The 20,809-nt window shown below is 37.3% G+C and carries 13 protein-coding genes; all 13 read left to right on the forward strand.

Annotated features, from left to right (window positions below):
* Positions 1-5,675: gliding motility-associated C-terminal domain-containing protein (locus tag ACRD64_RS14895; protein ID WP_430934242.1), on the forward strand; the 5,675-nt coding region annotated here is incomplete at its 5' end.
* A gap of 18 nt (positions 5,676-5,693) precedes the next feature.
* Positions 5,694-6,623 carry a PorP/SprF family type IX secretion system membrane protein gene (locus ACRD64_RS14900; protein WP_430934243.1) on the forward strand — a complete coding sequence of 310 codons (930 nt, stop codon included), beginning with the start codon at positions 5,694-5,696 and terminating at the stop codon, positions 6,621-6,623.
* A 30-nt stretch (positions 6,624-6,653) separates the two neighbouring features.
* The gene (locus tag ACRD64_RS14905; RefSeq protein ID WP_430934244.1) at positions 6,654-8,795 is read left to right on the forward strand and encodes a PKD domain-containing protein; all 2,142 of its coding nucleotides are present in this window, start codon (positions 6,654-6,656) and stop codon (positions 8,793-8,795) included.
* Positions 8,796-8,870: 75 nt separating this feature from the next.
* Positions 8,871-10,010: a DegT/DnrJ/EryC1/StrS family aminotransferase gene (locus tag ACRD64_RS14910; RefSeq protein ID WP_430934245.1), complete on the forward strand. Its 1,140-nt coding sequence runs from the start codon at positions 8,871-8,873 to the stop codon at positions 10,008-10,010.
* 231 nt (positions 10,011-10,241) lie between these two features.
* Complete coding sequence (locus tag ACRD64_RS14915; protein WP_430934246.1) at positions 10,242-11,375, forward strand: DegT/DnrJ/EryC1/StrS family aminotransferase; 1,134 nt, start codon at positions 10,242-10,244, stop codon at positions 11,373-11,375.
* Positions 11,372-11,953 carry an acyltransferase gene (locus ACRD64_RS14920; RefSeq protein WP_430934247.1) on the forward strand — a complete coding sequence of 194 codons (582 nt, stop codon included), beginning with the start codon at positions 11,372-11,374 and terminating at the stop codon, positions 11,951-11,953. Before ACRD64_RS14915 ends, ACRD64_RS14920 begins: the two co-directional genes overlap by 4 nt.
* Positions 11,950-12,918 (forward strand): Gfo/Idh/MocA family protein, encoded by a 969-nt coding sequence (locus ACRD64_RS14925; RefSeq protein ID WP_430934248.1) that lies wholly within the window; start codon positions 11,950-11,952, stop codon positions 12,916-12,918. Before ACRD64_RS14920 ends, ACRD64_RS14925 begins: the two co-directional genes overlap by 4 nt.
* A gap of 33 nt (positions 12,919-12,951) precedes the next feature.
* Entirely contained in the window at positions 12,952-14,031 is a 1,080-nt protein-coding gene (gene wecB / locus ACRD64_RS14930; RefSeq protein ID WP_430934249.1) for a non-hydrolyzing UDP-N-acetylglucosamine 2-epimerase, read from the forward strand.
* 46 nt (positions 14,032-14,077) lie between these two features.
* A complete protein-coding gene (locus tag ACRD64_RS14935; RefSeq protein ID WP_430934250.1) occupies positions 14,078-14,863 on the forward strand; it encodes a polysaccharide biosynthesis/export family protein in 786 nt (261 codons plus the stop codon).
* 61 nt (positions 14,864-14,924) lie between these two features.
* Positions 14,925-17,246, forward strand: coding sequence for a GumC family protein (locus ACRD64_RS14940; RefSeq protein ID WP_430934251.1), 2,322 nt, complete (start codon positions 14,925-14,927; stop codon positions 17,244-17,246).
* Between the two features lie 92 nt (positions 17,247-17,338).
* Positions 17,339-18,205, forward strand: coding sequence for a glycosyltransferase (locus tag ACRD64_RS14945; RefSeq protein ID WP_430934252.1), 867 nt, complete (start codon positions 17,339-17,341; stop codon positions 18,203-18,205).
* Positions 18,206-18,290: 85 nt separating this feature from the next.
* A complete protein-coding gene (locus tag ACRD64_RS14950) occupies positions 18,291-19,790 on the forward strand; it encodes a lipopolysaccharide biosynthesis protein (RefSeq protein WP_430934253.1) in 1,500 nt (499 codons plus the stop codon).
* A gap of 15 nt (positions 19,791-19,805) precedes the next feature.
* The gene (locus ACRD64_RS14955) at positions 19,806-20,801 is read left to right on the forward strand and encodes a glycosyltransferase family 2 protein (protein ID WP_430934254.1); all 996 of its coding nucleotides are present in this window, start codon (positions 19,806-19,808) and stop codon (positions 20,799-20,801) included.
* The last annotated feature ends 8 nt before the right edge of the window (positions 20,802-20,809 follow it).

The raw sequence follows: 20,809 nt of genomic DNA on the forward strand, positions 1-20,809 counted from the left end.
TGAGCGGTTCCTACAACAGCGGGGTATTTACGGTAACGGGAACACCAACCGAATCCGGAACGTACACGGTAACCACTAGTGGTGGCTGCACCGACGTATCGGCTACCGGGACGGTGACCCTGAGTCCCCAGCCGACGGTGACGCTGACCTCCGTGTCGGGCACCAATTCACAAAGCGTTTGCCCCGGAACGGCAATTACGGATATTACCTATAACATTGCCAATGCCACGGGTGCCACGGTAACCGGTGTCGCGGGACTGAGCGGTTCCTACAACAGCGGGGTATTTACGGTAACGGGAACACCAACCGAATCCGGAACATACACGGTAACCACTGTTGGCGGCTGCACCAATGTATCAGCTACCGGGACGGTGACCTTGAGGTCCCAGCCAACGGTGACGTTGACCTCTGCCACGGGCACCAATTCACAAAGCGTGTGCCCCGGTACGGCCATAGGGCCCATAACCTATAACATAGCGAACGCCACGGGGGCCATAGTAACCGGTGTTCCAGGACTAAGCGGAACATATAGCAACGGTGCCTACACGATAACGGGGACACCTACAGCGTCGGGCACCTATACGGTAACCACTAGCGGCGGCTGCACCGACGTATCGGCTACCGGTACGGTGACCTTGAGGCCCCAGCCGACGGTGACGCTTGCTTCTGCCTCAGGCACCAATTCACAAAGCGTGTGCCCCGGAACGACTGTAACACCCATTAGATATAACATCTCCGGAGCTTTGGGTGCCACGGTAACCGGTGTCGCTGGACTGAGCGGTTCCTACAACAGCGGGGTATTCACGGTAACGGGAACACCAACCGAATCCGGAACGTACACGGTAACCACTAGCGGCGGCTGCACCGACCTATCAGCTACCGGTACGGTGACCCTGAGGTCCCAGCCGACAGTTACGCTGACCTCCGCCTCGGGCAGCAATTCTCAAAGCATGTGCCCCGGAACGGCTATTTCGGCTATTACCTATAACATTGCTAATGCTACGGGCGGCGTGGTAACCGGTGTTGCCGGACTGAACGGTTCCTACAACAGCGGGGTATTCACGGTAACGGGAACACCAACCGAATCCGGAACATACACGGTAACCACTAGCGGCGGCTGTAACAACGTAACAGCAACGGGAACAATTACTGTATTGCCTGCACCTTCAATAACGCTTACGTCAATTAACAATCAAAACCAATCCGTTTGTCGAAATGTTGCTATTAGTAATATTACTTTTGCAGTTGGAGGAAGTGCAACAGGTGCATCTGTAACAGGACTTCCTACCGGTGTTACAGGTACATTTAATGCGGGAGTTCTTACTATCAGTGGTACACCAAATGTTTCCGGAACCTATAATTATACGGTTGATACTTCAGGGGATTGCGATGTGTTAACAACGAACGGAACTATCATAGTTCGATCGGATCCAACGATAGGTCTTACATCAACCAATAACAATATACAAACAGTATGTCGCAACAATCCGATCAGTAATATTACTTATGCAATAGGAGGAAGTGCTACCAGTGGCACTGTGGTAGGGTTGCCAGAAGGATTAACTTTTGGTTTTAATGAAGGTATATTAACAATTAGTGGCTCTCCAACCGCTGCTGGAACATTTAATTATACAGCAAGTGCAACAGGAACTTGTGTTGCAGCTGTAGCGGATGGGACTATTACAGTTCGGCCTGACGCAACGATAAGCTTAACATCAGGAAATAACAATAATCAAACTCTTTGTATAAATGGAGCTATTGAACCCATTGCCTATGTAATTGGAGGTAGTGCAACAAATGGAAGTGTTATTGGATTGCCTGAGGGAATTTCATATGAATATAATGATGATACAGATTTATTAACCATTAGCGGAACCCCAACGGTTTCAGGGGTGTTCAATTATACAGCCAGCGCAACAGATTCTGATCCATGTCCCTTTGCAAGCATAAATGGTACCTTAACAGTAACAGCTGATGCAACATTAACACTGACAACTGATAACAGTAACCAAGGAGTATGTATAAACGAAGCGATAAGCCCAATTAGAATAACTGTTGGAGGCAGCGGTACTGGAGGTACTGTTTCAGGACTGCCATCAGGAGTAAACTGGACATACAATAGTGGCGTAATAACCATAAGCGGTACGCCATCGGTGTCCGGAAACTTTAACTTTACAGTAAGAGCCAGCGGATCCTGTATTCAAGAAACAGAAATTGGAACAATAAGGGTTACTTCCGACCCAGCGATTACCTTGTCTTCCTCCAGTCGCAATCAGACAGTTTGTTTAAATAGTCCATTGACACCGATAACATTTAATGTGGGAGGAAGTGGGAGTGGGGGTACCGTAACAGGGCTTCCCGCTGGTTTAACAGGGGAATATCGCAATAGTATATTAACAATTGAGGGAACACCTACAGAAACGGGTACTTTTAATTATGTAGCTATGGCGACCAGTTCATGTGGTAACGTGCAAACTGCCGGAATAATCAGTGTGCGACCCAATGCCACTATTGATTTGACGTCAAATAACAGTATGCAAACCGTTTGTGTAAATAATTCAATTGACGCCATAAGGTATTCCATCAGTGGAAATGTTACAGGTGGATCGGTAAAAGGATTACCAACCGGGGTAAGCGGAACTTACAATAATAATGTGATAACCATTAATGGAACACCTTCACAATCGGGGGTTTTTGAATATACGGTGGTTACAGTCGGTATCTGTTCTGAGGTGGTGGCAACGGGTACAATAACAGTAAACGCTAACGCTATAGTTACCTTGACATCTTCTAACAATGATCAAACGGTTTGCATAAACACACCTGTTGAGAATATAGTGTTTCAGTTGGATGGTAGTACTGAAAATGCAACTGTTTCCGGGCTTCCTGATGGTGTATATGGAACTATCGTTGAACCCAATTTGGTCATTAGTGGATCACCAACTGTTTCAGGTATATTCAACTATACAGTTAATCCTGTAGGTTCTTGTAATGCACAATCAGCATCAGGAACTTTAATCGTTAACCCGGATGCGACTATCTCTTTAACGACCTCCAATGATAATCAAACCGTGTGTATAGGCTCCGGAATAGCGGATATTGTATATACGATAGATGGATCTGTTACAAACGCTACCGTAATTGGTCTTCCTACCGGGGTTAACGGTGTATTTGAAAATGGTAATTTGACTATTAGTGGAATTCCAATAAGTGCCGGTACTTTTGACTTTACAGCAACAGCCTCCGGTCCTTGTGCCAATAGTATTGCAACAGGAACTATAACAGTAAACACATTACCAACTGCTCAAATAAGCGGTACAGCTACCGTTTGCTATTCGGACAATAATCCTACGGTTGTGTTTACAGGAGCACTGGGTACTGCCCCATATACTTTTACCTACACCATAAATAGTGGAGCTGAACAGACGATTACATCTTCAAACGGTAATACAGCATCAATATCTGTTTCTACTGATCAGGAAGGTGTTTATACCTATTCTTTGTTAAGGGTTGAGGATTCTAGTCCATCGAGTTGTGGGCAATCGCAAAGCGGTAGCGCAACGGTTGTTGTTAATTCTTTACCAACCGCAACCATTATTGGAACTACTCAGGTTTGTGAAGGAAGTGAATCACCGGAAGTAATTTTTAGAGGCGATAATGGTACAGCGCCATATACATTCTTCTACAGCATTAACGGAGGGGAAACGCTGAGTGTTAGCACCACGTCGGGTGAAGAGACCAGCGTAGATGTTCCAACCGATGTGGTAGGTGAGTTGGTTTATGAATTACTAAGTGTTAGAGATGCCAGTGCATCACAGTGTGAAAGAAGCCAAACCGGAACTGCAACAATAACAATCAATTCATTACCTCAAGCCGAGATTTCAGGAACAACAACTGTTTGTTTGAACGAAGCACCTCCCGAAATAATGTTTACAGGTTCTGAAGGTACTGCCCCATATACCTTTAATTATTCCATTAATGGAGGAGATGTTAGTTCTGTAACAACTGTTCAAGGTAATAGCGTTTCTGTTTTGGCACCTACAGCTGGCTTAGGCGTATTTGAATATAACCTGATAAGTGTACAGGATAACGGAGGTAGCATTAGTTGCGAGAATAATGTAGTTGGTACTGCATCAGTAACAGTCCAAGATCTGCCATTGGCTTCAATTACTGGTACTGCTTCAGTATGTAGAGGAGATACCCCACCGAAAATCACCCTAACCGGATCAAATGGAGTAGCTCCATACACATTCACGTATACGATAAACGGAGGTAGCGTTCAAGTTATAACTACCCAGGAAGGAAATAGTGTTGCTATAGATGTACCAACGGATAATGCCGGAGATTATTTATACGAACTGGTAAGTGTGAGTGAAGCTGGAAATAACTCCTGTTTTAACCAGCAAGAAGGAAGTGCTCTCGTTTCGGTTTTTGAAATTCCGCAAGCAAATGCCGGATTGGGTGGCAATAACTGCGGGCTGCGTTATATCCTAAATGCAACACCAAGTTATGGTTCCGGAGCATGGACTATGTCATCCGGACCTGGTAATGCAGTTTTTACACCGGATGCTAATTCTCCAGATGCACAAGTCAGCGTCGATGAATTTGGCATGTATGAATTTACCTGGACCGAGGAAAATGGGCCTTGCTCGGATATGGCTTCGATTGAAGTCAATTTCCTTGAAGGTACATCTGCTTTTGCAGGTGATGATTTTTCTGTTTGCGGGTTCGAAGCCAATTTAAATGCGGATAGTGACGCAGGTGCAGGTACCTGGAGATTGCTAGACGGTCCAGCGGAAGTAGTTTTCAGCCCCAATGCACAAGATCCTAATGCTGAAGTAAATGTAAGCGAAACAGGGTCTTACCAATTTGAATGGACCATTATTAACCATGTTTGTGAATCGCACGATATTGTAGAGGTTGTGTTTAATGAAATACCTACTATAAATGCTGGTCAGGATACCGTTGTTTGTTTTGGGTATGGTGTTCAGCTTCAGGCAATAGGAGATGGAACATTTGTGTGGGAACCAGCTTCTTCTTTGGATGATGCAAATATAAGTAACCCAATTGCTACACCATTGAAAGAAACGATTTACAGAGTAACATTGACGGATGATTTTGGATGTACCAACTACGATGAAGTAATTGTGGATGCATGGCAGCAACCAATTGCAGAAGTAGGGGAAGATATGGAATTGGAGTATATCTTTGAATTTCAATTGGAAGCTTCAGAACTGAAAGACCATGAGGTAGGTAAGTGGCAGGTTATTGAAGGAACAGGTGTTTTCAGTGACGATACTGCTCCAGTTAATATTGTCTCAGGGTTATCCATTGGGACAAATATTTTAAGTTATACGGTTTCAAATGAAGTATGTCCAATTTCACAAGATTATCTGGTTTTAAAAATTAAAGATTTAGTTATACCAACACTAATAACCCCTAACTTTGATGGTAAAAACGAAAAATTTATAATTAGGGGAATTGAAACGTTGGGTAAAACCGAATTAATAATATTTGATAGGAGAGGACTACAAGTTTATAAAAACAGCCAATATGACAATTCGTGGAATGGGGTGGACCAAAGTGGCAATCCATTGCCGGATGATACTTATTATTTTTCCCTTAAACCTACTTTTGGGAAGGCACATAGTGGCTATATTGTTATTCGGAGATAAATTAAGGGTACGCTCAAAATGAAAAAGGCTCTAACTATATTGTCCACATTGTTAATCATGTGTTTTGATTGCAACGGACAAAACGATGTCGGTAATTCACGGTACATTTTCAATCCTATGTCCATAAATCCGGCGTTTGCCGGGGGTAATGATGCGCTTCATTTTTCTTTGTTCTATGGTAAAAAATGGATAGGAGTGGAGGGAGCTCCTAAAACAATGGCATTTAGCTTAGATGCCCCCGTGTTTAATCAAACACTGGGTTTAGGATTAATGATAGAGAGTGATGATTATGGTGTGACAAATGAGAACCATATAAAAACAAATTATGCATATCGGATTTTAATGCCGAATAGTGTTTTGTCTTTTGGATTAGGCGTGGATGTAAAAATAACGAAAACAACTTTTGGGGATTTGATCGCTTTGGATTTAGATGATGATATATTCTTACAAGATTCAAAGAATTATATAGTACCCAATTTTAGTTTCGGTGTGCATTACACAATTAAAAATTATTTTATTGGTCTTTCAATACCAAAATTATTGGATTATAATTTTGATATGGCCAATGATAAATATGTATCGGAAAATGATTTCAGTAAATACTCTTATCTGTTGAATACAGGTTATAGTTTTGGAATAGGTAAATCCATATATCTACATCCTTCTTTGCTTTTTCAATATACTTCAAGGGAGATAACTGAAAAGCTGCAGTACGACTTTAATGCTCTTGTAAGTTATAATAATAGAATCTGGCTCGGGGGGGCTTATCGGAACGATAGGTCCATTGTTACTCTTTTGCAAGTAAATCCAACAAGTCAATTTAGTGTCGCCTACAGCTTTAATTTTGAAATAAGCAAGTTAAACCGATACAGTAACGGTTCCCACGAAATAATACTAAGGTATTTGTTCAAGTATAAAGTTGACGCACCAAATCCATTAATGTTTTGAGATTTGTGCATTTAACTTACCTTTGTTTTTATGAATATAAAACTCTTTGTTTTAGCCATATTATTGTTTAGCTTGTCATTACTGAACGGTCAGTCAGGTTTATATGTAGTAAAAAAGGCTTCTTTTAGTACAAAAAAATATGATGAGTTTGCTCCCGTGCTTTATAAGGACGGAATCGTGTTTTGTTCAAATATAAGGAGCTCTTCATTGGTGTATTATTCGAATGATAAGAGCAATAGCCAATTTAATATTTATTATATAAAAAGTGATAAATTGGGTAGTTGGAGGAATGCCAATTTATTATCCAAGCAAATAACATCGAAGTATAATGATGGACCAGTTACTTTTAGTTCAGACGGAAATACCATTTATTATTCGAGAAATATGATAATAGGGCAGGAATCTAAACATGTTGCATACAGCAGAAATAAATTGGGAATATTTAGAGCTGTTAAACATGATGGCAAATGGAGTAGAATTAGTGAATTCCGGATTAATAACGACTGGTTCAATGTAACTACGCCTTGTTTGTCACCTGATGGGTCCAGAATGTATTTTTCCTCGGATAAGCCTGATGGTTATGGAGGGGCGGACCTTTATTATTGTGAATGGATAAATGGTAATTGGGGAGAGCCAGTTAACATGGGATCACAAATAAATACTTCAGGAAACGAATCATATCCATACGTAAATCATTTTGGTGAATTGTTCTTTTCATCGGATGGACATCCTGGTTTAGGAGGTAAAGATATTTTCGTCACAAAACAAAAGGACTTAGGTTGGTATCCTCCTGTTAGACTTGAATCTCCAATTAACTCCCAATATGATGATTTTGGCATTGTTACAGATACGTTGATGACCAATGGCTATTTTTCATCCAATAGAGAGAAAACGTTTGATATTTATAGTTTTAAAACTTTAAATCAACCAGTGTGGTTTAGTCATTCACAACTAAAAAACAATTATTGTGTATCACTTTCCGATACAGGTTCTTTAGAGATCGATACAATTAGACTTCAATATGAATGGGAATTTGAGGATGGGGTAAAGTTATATGGAAAAGAGGTTAAAAGGTGTTTCAATGGAAAAGGTGATTATAATGTAAAAGTTAATCTAATTGACAGGTCTACTAAACAGCTGTATTTTCATAAGAGTTCATATGTAATTACGGTGATGGATATTGAACAACCATATATAAATACGGAGGATTTCGCTGTAGTTGGAGAAGAAATAAAGTTTGACGGGTTGAAATCGAATTACCCTGGTTGCGAGATACTAGATTATTATTGGCAAATGGATGACACAACATTAGTAAATGGCGCTGAAACTACTCATGTGTTTAAAGTTCCGGGGCAACATAATGTAAAGTTAGGGATTATTTTTAAAACAGGAGTTGACGAAAAAATAAGAAAAAGCGCTGTTTCTAAAGAGATAATTGTTTTTAAAGGTGAGTTGGAGAAAAAGGAATATCTGGCTCGTTTATCTAATGAAAATAATATTCACAATGAAAATCACAACCAGCATATAGTTGTCAATAGTTATGTGGCCAAATGCGAAGGTGATAAGGAGGTTGTTTATAGATTACAACTTCTAACTTCAGAAGAGAGACTTACATTACATGGACAAGAATTTAAAAATGTGCCATTAAACCATTCAGTTAAAGAAGTCTTTAATGAAAAAAAACAGAGATATTCATATGTTATTGATGAGCAGATGGATTTTATGTCTGTTTATCCGACATACAAGAATATATTGGCTAAAGGTTTTAGTAATGCCCAAGTAATTTGTGTTGTTTTAACAAATCCAGCTGAGATAGAATTGTATAAATTAGTTAAAAGATATGGGGTATCGACTGATGATTATTTTAATAGTCGTAATGTGTTGCAAACCAAAGGAATTCTTATCTTGAATAAGATCATCGGTTTGTTACACAAAAACCCAGAACTAAATTTAGAGATAAGGGTTCATACCGATAATACGGTTTCTGAATCGCGTAACAGGTATGTAGCACAATTTATGGCCCAACGGATTAAAGAGTATATCTCAGGAGCAGGAATTAACGAGGGTAGGGTAGTTGCAAAAGGAATGGGGGAAGAATTTCCAGTAGATTCTAATTTGCATGCGGAAGGAAAAAAACGAAATAGAAGAGTGGAGTTTAAATTAATTAAATAAATATGGTTATAGATCATATTTGTTTCGCAAAATTATAAAATATGTATGTATCACCTGGTAGTAAGGTGTATAATAATGATTAAGTTTCTAGATGTAAAAAAAATAACAGATAGTTATCAGCCACAAATTTATCTTGCTGTAAAAAAGGTAATCAAAGGTGGTTTGTATTTGTTTGGAGAAGAAGTAAATTGTTTTGAACAGGAATATGCCAATTACATAGGCTCTAAACATTGTATTGGAACTGGCAATGGTTTGGATGCACTCAGACTGATTTTAAAGGCCTATGTAGAAATAGGAGTGATGAAAGAAGGGGATGAGGTTATTGTGCCGGCAAATACTTACATTGCATCTATACTGGCAGTAACGGATAGTCGGTTAAAACCAATATTAGTTGAGCCAGATATCACGACTTATAATTTAGATATTACTTTAATAGAGAAGTGCATTACACCTCGGACAAAAGCAATCATGGTGGTGCATTTGTACGGGAAGGTTTGTTGGTCTAGGCATCTTGAAGAAATCGCAAGAAAATATAACCTAAAAATAATAGAAGACAATGCGCAGGCAGCAGGAGCCAGCATTCAGTCAATGGTCAATGGTCATTGGTCAACGGTTAGAAGTGGAGCTTTTGGTGATGCGGCTGGTCATAGCTTCTATCCTGGTAAGAATCTCGGGGCATTAGGAGATGGGGGCGCGGTGACAACAAATGATGATGAATTGGCATTTGTTATAAGAGCATTGGCAAACTATGGTTCTTCAAAAAAATATGTTAACGATTATCAGGGATTAAACTCCAGGTTAGACGAGATACAAGCAGCTGTGTTGAGAATTAAATTACGGAACTTAGATAAAGATAATCAACACCGTCGAGAGATTGCTAATTGCTATTTAGAAAATATCGAAAATCCGGATGTAATATTACCAAAAAACTATAATTTAAAACCTACACTGGAGGAACCTTCACACGTTTGGCATCTTTTTGTAATTCGTCATCCTAATCGGAATAAATTGCAACGTTATCTATCCCTAAAAGAGATTCAAACATTAGTTCATTATCCAATCCCACCTCATAAACAAAAGGCATTTAAAGAGTGGAACCATTTATCGTTAATATGTACTGAAAAGATTCATAATGAAGTGTTAAGTTTACCAATTAGTCAGGTTATGAAAGTGGAAGATGCAATGAGAGTTTTGGATGAAATTAATTGCTTTTGATTCCTAATCATGGCTTTACATACATTAGGCAAGAAAAGGAAGTGGTTAATCATTAATAAATAGGAAAAGAGGTGAGTATTGTTAATTTTAAAAACAAATTATAGCGACATAGCCTCATATGTGTAATGGGATTGAGATGGCGTAGGTTTGGAAATGTTTTGTTAAATTTGGTTAAATATTGTTGCAAGATTCGGTTACGAAAAGAAGATTCTCTGGTTAAATATTTCATGGATGAATATACAAATGGTTGACCTGATCGGTCAGTACAATAATATCAAGAATGAAATTGATCATTCAATTCAAGAAGTGTTATGCACTGCTACCTTTATCAATGGACCTGCAGTAAAAAAATTTGCGGATCGCTTAGCATCATATAACAAATGTAATTATGTAATTCCATGCGCTAACGGTACAGATGCACTTCAAATTGCAATGATGGCTTTGGGACTTTGCCAGGGTGATGAAGTTTTGGTTCCGGTGCATACATATGTGGCAACAGCAGAAGCCATAGCTTTGCTTGGTTTAGAGCCTGTTTTCGTCGATGTGGATCCTGATTTATTTACGATTGACCTTAATAATATCGAAGATAAGATAAGCCCTAATACAAAGGCAATAGTACCGGTTCACTTATATGGTCAATGTGCAAATATGGAAGACATATTAATGATTGCTGAAAAGTATAATTTATATGTAATTGAAGATGCTGCACAAGCGATAGGTGCAGATTATGAGTTTACAGATGGACGTGTAATGAAGGCCGGGACAATGGGTAATATTGGTTGTACCTCTTTTTTTCCTTCAAAAAATTTGGGTTGTTATGGGGATGGCGGTGCCTTATTGATGAATAATGAAAAATTGGCAGAAAAGGCACGAATGATTGCAGGGCATGGCCAAAAGAAAAAATATCATCATGAAGTTGTCGGTTGTAATTCTCGGTTGGATAGTATTCAGGCGGCTATACTTAACGTGAAGTTACCCCTGCTGGATAAGTATAATAAAACTCGAGGGAATGTAGCTAAAAGATATGATAAGGCGTTGGGGGATATATTAGGAATTAAAACCCCCAAAAGGGCAGTTTATTCTACGCATGTATATCATCAGTATACACTAAAGGTAGAAGGGGTAGATCGAGATCAGTTAAAGGAAAAATTATATAGTAAAGGAGTGCCATCTATGGTTTATTATCCAGTTCCATTGCACTTGCAAAAGGCATATATTAAAGATGGATATGGAATGGGCTCATTTCCAATAACGGAACATCTTTCTAATGTAGTGCTATCATTGCCGATTCATACAGAAATGAATATTGCGCAGCAAGATTATATAATTGAAAGTGTTATTAATGCAATAAAGGAATTATCATGAGTAGTACATATTTTGCGCATGAAACTGCAGTTATTGATGAAGGATGCCAAATCGGGGAGGGAACCAAAATATGGCATTTTTCTCATATCATGAGTAATTGTATAATTGGAGAAGGTTGTAATATCGGACAAAATGTAGTTGTTTCGCCAAAAGTTGTGTTAGGAAGGAATGTAAAAGTACAAAACAATGTTTCCCTATATACAGGAGTTACTTGTGATGACGATGTTTTTTTAGGTCCCTCAATGGTATTTACAAACGTAACTAATCCTCGTAGTGCCGTAAATAGGCGGGGGCAATATGCAAAAACACATGTAGGTAAAGGGGCTTCAATTGGCGCGAATGCTACGGTGGTTTGTGGACATGATATTGGTGCATTTGCATTTGTAGGAGCGGGAGCTGTTGTTACAAAAGATGTGGCAGAGTATGCCTTGGTTATTGGAAACCCTGCCAAACAAGTGGGATGGATAAGTGAATATGGGCATCGACTCGAATTTGATGAAAAAGGAGAGGCAGTATGCCCCGAAAGTAATGAATTATACAAAAAAATTGAAAATAAAGTTAAGAAATCAGTTCAATGAAGCAGTTTGCCTTAATTGGAGCTTCTGGTTACATCGCTCCACGACATTTAAAAGCAATTAAAGATACTGGTAATAATCTAGTTGCAGCTTTAGATCCATATGATGGAGTTGGCATAATGGATAGTTATTTTCCTAATGCCGACTTTTTTGTTGAAACAGAGCGTTTTGACAGACATATTGAAAAATTAAAGTACGAGAAAGGAGTTGATCTGGATTACATGAGTATTTGTACACCCAATTATTTACATGATGCCCATATTCGTATGGCATTAAGAAGAGGTACAGATGCGATTTGTGAAAAACCATTAGTATTAAATCCTTGGAATTTAGATGCCTTAGGAAGGGTGCAAGAGGATACGGGGAAAAAAATATATAATATTTTACAATTGAGACTACATCCGAGCATTATTCAATTGAAAGATAAAGTACAGAATGGACCCAAAGACAAAATATATGATGTCGATTTAACTTATATTACTTCTCGAGGACACTGGTATTATACCTCTTGGAAGGGAGATGTTTCAAAGTCAGGCGGTATTGCTACCAATATTGGTGTTCACTTTTACGATATGCTTTCCTACATATTTGGTAATGTAAAACAAAATATTGTACATGTGCATACCCACGATAGGGCAGCTGGTTATATTGAATTTGAAAATGCTCGTGTACGTTGGTTTTTATCGATAAACGACGAGGTATTACCGGAAGAGATGGCTGCGAAAGGCCAAAGAACTTATCGTTCCATCACAATTGAAGGTGAAGAGTTAGAGTTTAGCGGAGGATTTACGGATTTACATACAAGGTGTTATGAGGAAATATTGGCAGGAAACGGTTATGGTATAGATGAACCTCGTCAGGCCATTGAAATTGTGCATGCGATCCGTCATGAAAAACCGGTTGGACTGATTGGCGATTATCATCCGTTTGCCAAAAAACCTTTGGCAAAACATCCATTTGAAAAATAAGTTAGATTATTAAAGATATAAAGTAATCATAAAATGAAGATAGTTACTATTATTGGAGCAAGGCCTCAATTTATTAAAGCTGCAACAATATCTAGGTTGATTAATGGAAATAATGATATTAATGAGGTCATTGTACATACCGGGCAACACTATGATAGTAATATGTCAGATATATTTTTTAAAGAGTTAATTATACCTAAACCGTATTATAATCTTGGGATTGGGGGTGGTTCGCATGGTCAACAAACAGGACTTATGTTAATAGAGATTGAAAAAATTCTTTTTAAAGAAAAGCCTGATTGGGTTTTGGTGTATGGTGATACGAATTCTACTTTGGCTGGTGCATTAGCTGCTTCAAAAATTCATATTCCGGTAATTCATGTTGAGGCAGGTTTAAGATCGTTTAATATGCGTATGCCCGAAGAACAGAACCGGATTTTAACTGACCATATCTCGTCAGTATTATTTGCACCAACAAAAGTTGCGGTTGAAAATCTGGCTAAGGAGGGAATTACGTCTAATGTAGTTAATGTTGGTGATGTTATGTATGATGCTGCGTTGTTCTACGGGGAATTGGCAGGGAAGAATTCTAACGCTTTAAATGATTATGGTTTATATGTTGGTAATTATATATTAACTACTGTGCATAGAGCTGAAAATACGGATGATACTGACCGTTTAAAAAGGATTTTTTCGCAATTGGAAGAGATTGCACGCGTTGAGAAAGTGATTTTACCATTACACCCAAGAACAAAAAAAGCATTGGAAGGTATCGATTACGATTTTGGTAATTCTACCATATCCTTTATAAATCCTGTTGGATATCTGGATATGGTTGCTTTAGAGAAGAATGCGAAAATGATTATTACCGACAGTGGTGGTGTTCAAAAGGAAGCTTATTTTCATAAAGTTCCTTGCTTGACTTTACGTGATGAAACAGAGTGGGTGGAAACTGTGGAAGCAGGGTGCAATCATATTATTGTTGATTTATCTACTATCGTAAAACAATATGAAAAGCTTACTAAGCAAACATTGAATTTTGATAAGAACTTATACGGGAAAGGAAATTGCGCACAATTAATTATTAATTATTTACGTGATAATTTATCATGATTGTTCATTTTAAGTGGTGAAAGAGGGCATTGTAAAACAATAATTTATGCAAAAATTAAATTTTATATTATTCATTGGGCTCGTTTATTTATGTGTAGTAAGTACATCATGTGTATCGAGCAAAAAACTTACATATTTAAAATATTCAAAACATATTAGTACTGAGATAGATGAACAATTTGGTGTAAAAAGTCACGGGCAGGCATATAAGATTATGCCCTACGATAATTTGTATATCAGTGTTGTTACTCCGGATCCTAAGTGGTCAGAAATATTTAATTCTGTAGGTGGTGAAGGAGCTATAACTCAAGAAAGTGCTGTTTTACAAGGGTACCCTGTAGATAATGAGGGTAACATCGTAATCCCGTTTGTTGGAAAAGTCAAAGTACAAGGCGAATCTTTGGCTGAAATAAAGACTAAATTGGATTCAACTTTTAGTAGTTATGTAAAAGACGCCTCTATTTCAGTGAGGTTAGTAAATAACCACGTGAGTTTAATTGGTGAGGTAATGGAACCAGGGCGGTACTTACTAACCAAGGATAGGGTTAATATTTTTGAAGCCCTAGCTATGGCCGGTGATATGACCCAGTATAGTAATAGAAAAAAGGTGCAAATAATTCGACCTACGCAGTACGGACCTGTAATAAAAGAGTTCTCACTTTCAGATATGAGTATTTTAGGTTCTGATTATTATTATGTTATGCCCAACGATATAATTTATGCACCTCCATTAAAAGGCAGATCGTTCCAAATGAATGCAACCATATATGGCATGGTGTTTACTATGTTAAACACCGGATTGGTGATTTATACCTTTTTTCGGAATAATTAATGTTTTTATATAGGTTTTATTAAGTATTGAAGGCACGTAAAATTGTAAGGTAATATTGTTAATGAAGTATAAGAATAAAGAAATTAAAGGAAATCAAGAAAGAGTATTTTTTCGGGAAGTGGGTATTGATCCCAGTATAATCGTAAAATTAATATTGAAGAATTGGTATGTTTTTTTAATAACAATTCCTTTAGCTGTAGTGGGCGCCCATTTTTACATTTCTATTATACTGCCCGTGTATCAAGTGTCAACCTCTGTGTTGATCGATGAAGTTGATGATCGCGGATCTGGGAATAATGAAGAATTATTGCAAGGTCTGGGTTTATCAGGAGGTATGAGGAATCTGGATAATCAAATTAAGATACTTACTTCTCGGGAACTTACTGCAAGGGTACTTAAAAGTCTTGATTTTGAAATAGAATATTATTACATATCAAAAGGGAACAACGTTCCATTTAATAAAGATATCCCTGCAAAATTGGTTTATAAAGGAACAAACCCCTTAGCTCGTAATCTGGAATATGTCATCACTTATTTAGGTGATAATCAATATAGTTTAGTTTCAGAACAGAACCAATATAACTTTCAGGCTTCATTTGGTCAAGACGTCGAATTTGCCGAAGGTAGTATTAAGCTTGAGTGTAATAATAAGGAATGGTTTGAGTCAAATAAGGATGTTAATTTTGGGTTTACTATTCATAGCTCAGAGAGGTTAGTACGTAATTTTAATAGACGATTGGAAGTAGGAATTTTATCAAATTCCGGGACCATTTTAAATATAAGTTTAAAAAGTACCAACCGGCAACGGGATGTTGATTTTTTAAATAGACTGACCGAAGTTTTTCAGGCGTTGTCATTAGAAAAGAAAAATCTAGAGGCCAATAGGAGGATTCAATTTATCGACGATCAACTAGTTGGAATATCAGATTCCTTGGTGATAACGGAAAAGCAACTACAACAGTTTCGCTCACTAAACCGGGTTATGGATTTATCGGCACAAGGTCAGGTTATCATTGATCAGCTTACAAATCTGGAGAATGAAAAGGCAAGGCTTAACCTAGAAGCAAACTATTACGATTATCTGGCAGATTATTTGGAAAGAAATATTTCAGGAGAATTGCCTTTACCAATTAGTATGGGGATTACAGACGATGCGCTTACCGGTCTGGTAACAGAATTAGCAGATTTACAGGAGGAATTATCAGGAACCGGAGGAGGTGAGAAAAATCCATTACAAAATTTGTTAGGTCAAAGGGTAAATAGCAAAAAGCAAGAGTTAATGGAAACCCTTAATGGATTACGAAGAGCTAATAATCTTGCACAAACTGAAAACCAGTCACGAATCGCCAGGGTCAATTCTCAAGCGAGTGCTTTGCCCGAAACGGAACGTCAATTATTAGGTATTGAACGTAAGTTTAAATTGAATGATGAATTATATACTTTTCTGTTGGAAAAGAGGTCTGAATTACAAATGCAAAAGGCTTCAAATAGGCCGGGTAACGAGGTAGTAGACCCAGCTAGCGTTTTATATAGTGAAATTGTTGCACCTAATCCCAATCTGATTTTGTTTATGGCCCTTTTATTGGGATCTGTCGTTCCATTTTTGATAATATTTCTTAGATATCTATTAAATAATCGCATTAGGGAAGAAGATTTAGAAGTTTATGGAGATATTCCAATAGTAGGCAACATTCCTAAGATAAAAAGTAACCCATTAAGAGAAGTTCTGGATAATAGAGACTCTGCAGTTGCGGAAGCTTACCGACTGATGCGGTCGAAATTACAATTTATCACAAAAGATACGCACAATCCTGTAATCTTGATCACGTCATCTATGCCAGGAGAGGGAAAAACGGTTAGCTCTGTAAATTTAGCTTCTGTTTATAGTTTATTAAATAAAAAGACTGTATTAGTAGGTTTCGACTTAAGAAACCCCAAATTTAATGAGGAATTAAATTTAAACAATAATAAGGGAGTTTCTACCTTTTTGATCGGTAAAGATAAACTTGACGATATAATACAAGAGACAGCCTATGAAAATTTATCTGTCATTTCCTCCGGCCCCATACCTCCCAACCCTGCCGAGCTAGCTGCTTCTGATGCTGCAAAGAAACTCTTTGAGAGTCTCAAGACAAAATTTGAATATATTGTTGTGGATACTGCTCCTTTGGGACTAATTTCAGACACACATCATCTAACACCTTATGCAGATGCTACGTTGTTAATCGTTAGAATTAAGTATACATTAAAGGATACTATGTATGGCGTGCTGTCAGAGTTTGGTGCAAAACATTTAAATAAACTCGCTTTGGTTTTAAATGATGTTGTGTTGAATGGACAAAAGTATGGATACGGCAAACGCTATGGATATCTTAAGAAATAATGAAAAAAATGTGGTGCTTGCCCTTTTCAAGTGACAAATTTCTGATTTAGGTTATACTTTTTCTAATAGTACATCTTCATTAATAAATACAAATGTATAAACACTTCGTATTAACACGTTTTAATATTAAGCTAGATGGTTTTGCTACCATGGATAAAAACAATAATCCTGTTTTAACAGATGAGTGGCTGGAGGAAAGGTTTTATCTTTTTGAAAAATATTGTTTGCCATCCTTAATAAACCAGAGTTGTAAAGAATTTATATGGTTTGTATTGTTTGATATTGATACTCCGGAAAGATTCTTAGAAAGAATAAAAAAGTATGAGATGGAGTTTCCCCAGTTTAAGCCATTCTTTATGGAGAATGGAGATTATGCTACGATCAAGAAGGAATTTAATAGACAAATGATTAAATATTTTGATGAAGACACAGAATATGTAATAACCAGTAGGATTGATAACGATGATTCGTTCCATAAGGATTATATTGGGGATGTGCAGAAGCAATTTGTTAAGCAAAAGGACATATTTATAAGTTTTATTTATGGTCTACAGTATGATATTAAAACAAACGTTTTAGCCCGTAAGCTTTCAAAAAATAATCATTATATCTCAAGGGTTGAAAGATTAAATACGGCAGGGATACAAACAGTATTAACTTATAATCATTATCATATTGATGAAACAGGGGAGGTTGTCTATCTGGATAATAGGAACAAACCCATGTGGCTAGAGATAATCCATGAGGGAAATATTAAAAATGTTCTGAATAATACTTCTTTACCACTTTTCTTTGGCAAAGGAATTAATACATTTAAGGTGGAATTAAACATCTCAATATCTAATACAGCTTATGCAATGCTTGGTTATATAAAACTTCGGTTTTTACTGGCAAGAATGAAAGTTTTACAAACATTGGGAGTTTATGACTTATTAAAGAGAAAGGATCAAAGGTATTGATAGGTAAAGATATTGAAAAAAATTTGAGGTTTGAGTAAAATTAAATTTATCTATAAAATGGAGCAGGAGAAGCTGGTATGGGATTATGAGCGTGTTAAATAAACTGAGGCTAAAGCCTTTTGAAGTTTTCGATAGTGGCTTTGATAAAAATGGATTAAAGAAGGCCGCGGTAAAAGGAAGTATGGCGCTAATGATTTCTCAGGGATCTAGTTTTGGACTAAGTTTATTAAATACAATTGTCTTAGCTCGTTTACTATCGCCGTCAGATTTCGGAATTGTTGGTATGGTTACTGTATTTATCAATTTCATGGTTTTGTTTAAAGATGCAGGGCTATCTACAGCAACTATCCAACAGGATACTATCAGTAGAGATTTGATCAGTAACCTGTTTTGGTTTAATTGTTTAATTAGTATTGGTTTAGGTGTTGTTATAATTTTATCATCCCCATTGGTAGCAACATTTTACAATGAACCTGAGTTAACACTTGTAACGTCTGCCATATCAATTTCATTTATTGTTCAAGGGCTTACCATTCAACATAATGCCTTGTTGCAAAGGCATCTTAAATTTACCAGTATTGCAATAGTCGATATTATTGCTCACGTGAGTAGCCTGGTCGTGGCAATTGTAATGGCTTATGGAGGATATAGATATTGGGCAATCATTGGAGGTGGAATTGCCAGGGCTTTTACTATGTTATTTCTTACTATCTATGTATGTCCATGGGTTCCCGGTAAATTGGTGAGAGGTACGGGTGTGAAAAAAATGATGATGTTTGGTGGCCATATTACGGGAAGTTACATTGTTGGCTATATTGCGCGTAATTTAGATAAAGTGTTGATCGGAAAGGTGATTGGAGCAGCTGCTTTAGGGGTTTATACCAGGGCGTTTACCTTATTGACGCAACCGTTAGCACAAATTAGAGGTCCGCTTACTACATTATCAATGCCGGTCATGTGCAATTTAAAAAATGATCCGGATAGATACAGGAATTATTTTCGACAACTTCTGGATATAAGTATATCGTTGACACTGCCAATCACGATTTATTGTTTTTTAGAAAGTGAGTTTTTAATTAATACACTACTTGGTCCTAAATGGCAGGATGCAATTCCTATATTTAAAGTATTGTCTATTGGAGGAATATTTGTGGCCATATCTGGTGCCCCTGGGCTTGTCATGCTGAGTCAAGGATTGTCTAAAAGATATATGAATCTTACATTTGTTACCATTTCTATTACATCCGTCGCGTTTTTGGTTGGTGTTAATTTTGGAGCTACAGGTGTTGCTGGGGCCTATTCTGCTGCAAGCTTCTTGAATATGATTCCATTGATCTATTTTGGTTTCAAAGATACCCCAGTAAGGGTAAGGTTAGTTCTGGAATCAATAGCAGGTCCTCTTTTTGCCGGACTTATTGCTGGTATTTTAGGTTATTTATCAATGGAACTTAAATTCAATAATGAAAACTTAGGTCATATTTTTACTGCAGTTATATTCTTTGCAATTTATGCTTTTTTCACTTTGTTGAGAAGAAAGACAAGAATTACATTGATTGCTATAAAGAATAGTGTTTTTGCAAATTAACGGATTAGATAGGTTATGAATGAGAATGTTGCCATAGACAAGTCGTCCTTAAGTATTATTGTGCCCGTTTATAAGGCAGAGAGATATTTAGATGAATGTGTGCAAAGTATACTTTGTCAAACGTTTAAGGATTTTGAGCTAATCTTGGTAAATGACGGTTCTCCGGATAATAGTGGCGTTATTTGCCAGAAATATGCGCAAAAAGATCAAAGGGTTAAAGTAATTCATAAGAAGAATGGAGGAGCCAGTTCTGCCAGGAATGCAGGATTGGATGTTGTTACAGGTGATTATATTGGATGGGTGGATGCAGACGATAGGATTGCCCCGGATATGTTTGCCCGTTTGATGGGATTGATAAAAGAGTATGATGCGGATATTGCGGATAGTCAGTTTTATTGGGTAAATGGTAATCAGTTAAAAAAAAGTGGATTAGATGAACCAATTGTTTACGGCGATGGTGATTTTATTTTTAAAGAGTTTTTTGCGGCTAGAATGAAACCAGGTCTGGTAACTAAAGTGTATAGGAGTGAACTTTGGCATAATATTCGATTCCCACTAGGCAGAATACATCAGGATTGTTATGTGAATATGCGATTTGCGTTGATGCCACTTAAATATGTAAGAACATCAGAAGCAAAATATTACTATATAATTAGAGATAACAGTATAACCACTACCAGAAGCGCAAAAGAATTACGACAGACGGTTTATAGATATGATTATACCATGAAACTGGCAAAAGATGTGGCTACTTCTAAATTCGCCAAAAAAATATTGACCAAGGATGCGATAAATAGGTTAATAATTAGATATTTTGATGTCTCAGTCAATTCCAATCTCAAGAACCAATATGTATATAATTATTTTATAAGAAAGAAATTAGGTTTTTCTTTGTTCCATTATCTCATTACAGCAAGTTTACCTATTAAAACAAGAGTGAGCCTTTCTTTATTAATGCTAAATATGAAAAGTTTACAAATCTTTTTACATAAGAAATTTGGAAACCAATAATATAACTT

The organism is Saccharicrinis sp. 156, assembly GCF_050589685.1.
Taxonomy (GTDB): domain Bacteria; phylum Bacteroidota; class Bacteroidia; order Bacteroidales; family Marinilabiliaceae; genus Saccharicrinis.

Excerpts from the sequence above, each read along its gene's own strand:
- ACRD64_RS14910 (WP_430934245.1), top strand. The coding sequence starts at position 8,871 with ATGATTAAGTTTCTAGATGTAAAAAAAATAACAGATAGTTATCAGCCA.
- ACRD64_RS14935 (WP_430934250.1), top strand. The coding sequence starts at position 14,078 with ATGCAAAAATTAAATTTTATATTATTCATTGGGCTCGTTTATTTATGT.
- wecB (WP_430934249.1), top strand. The coding sequence starts at position 12,952 with ATGAAGATAGTTACTATTATTGGAGCAAGGCCTCAATTTATTAAAGCT.
- ACRD64_RS14900 (WP_430934243.1), top strand. The coding sequence starts at position 5,694 with ATGAAAAAGGCTCTAACTATATTGTCCACATTGTTAATCATGTGTTTT.
- ACRD64_RS14950 (WP_430934253.1), top strand. The coding sequence starts at position 18,291 with ATGAGCGTGTTAAATAAACTGAGGCTAAAGCCTTTTGAAGTTTTCGAT.
- ACRD64_RS14925 (WP_430934248.1), top strand. The coding sequence starts at position 11,950 with ATGAAGCAGTTTGCCTTAATTGGAGCTTCTGGTTACATCGCTCCACGA.
- ACRD64_RS14945 (WP_430934252.1), top strand. The coding sequence starts at position 17,339 with ATGTATAAACACTTCGTATTAACACGTTTTAATATTAAGCTAGATGGT.
- ACRD64_RS14915 (WP_430934246.1), top strand. The coding sequence starts at position 10,242 with ATGAATATACAAATGGTTGACCTGATCGGTCAGTACAATAATATCAAG.
- ACRD64_RS14955 (WP_430934254.1), top strand. The coding sequence starts at position 19,806 with ATGAATGAGAATGTTGCCATAGACAAGTCGTCCTTAAGTATTATTGTG.
- ACRD64_RS14940 (WP_430934251.1), top strand. The coding sequence starts at position 14,925 with ATGAAGTATAAGAATAAAGAAATTAAAGGAAATCAAGAAAGAGTATTT.
- ACRD64_RS14905 (WP_430934244.1), top strand. The coding sequence starts at position 6,654 with ATGAATATAAAACTCTTTGTTTTAGCCATATTATTGTTTAGCTTGTCA.
- ACRD64_RS14920 (WP_430934247.1), top strand. The coding sequence starts at position 11,372 with ATGAGTAGTACATATTTTGCGCATGAAACTGCAGTTATTGATGAAGGA.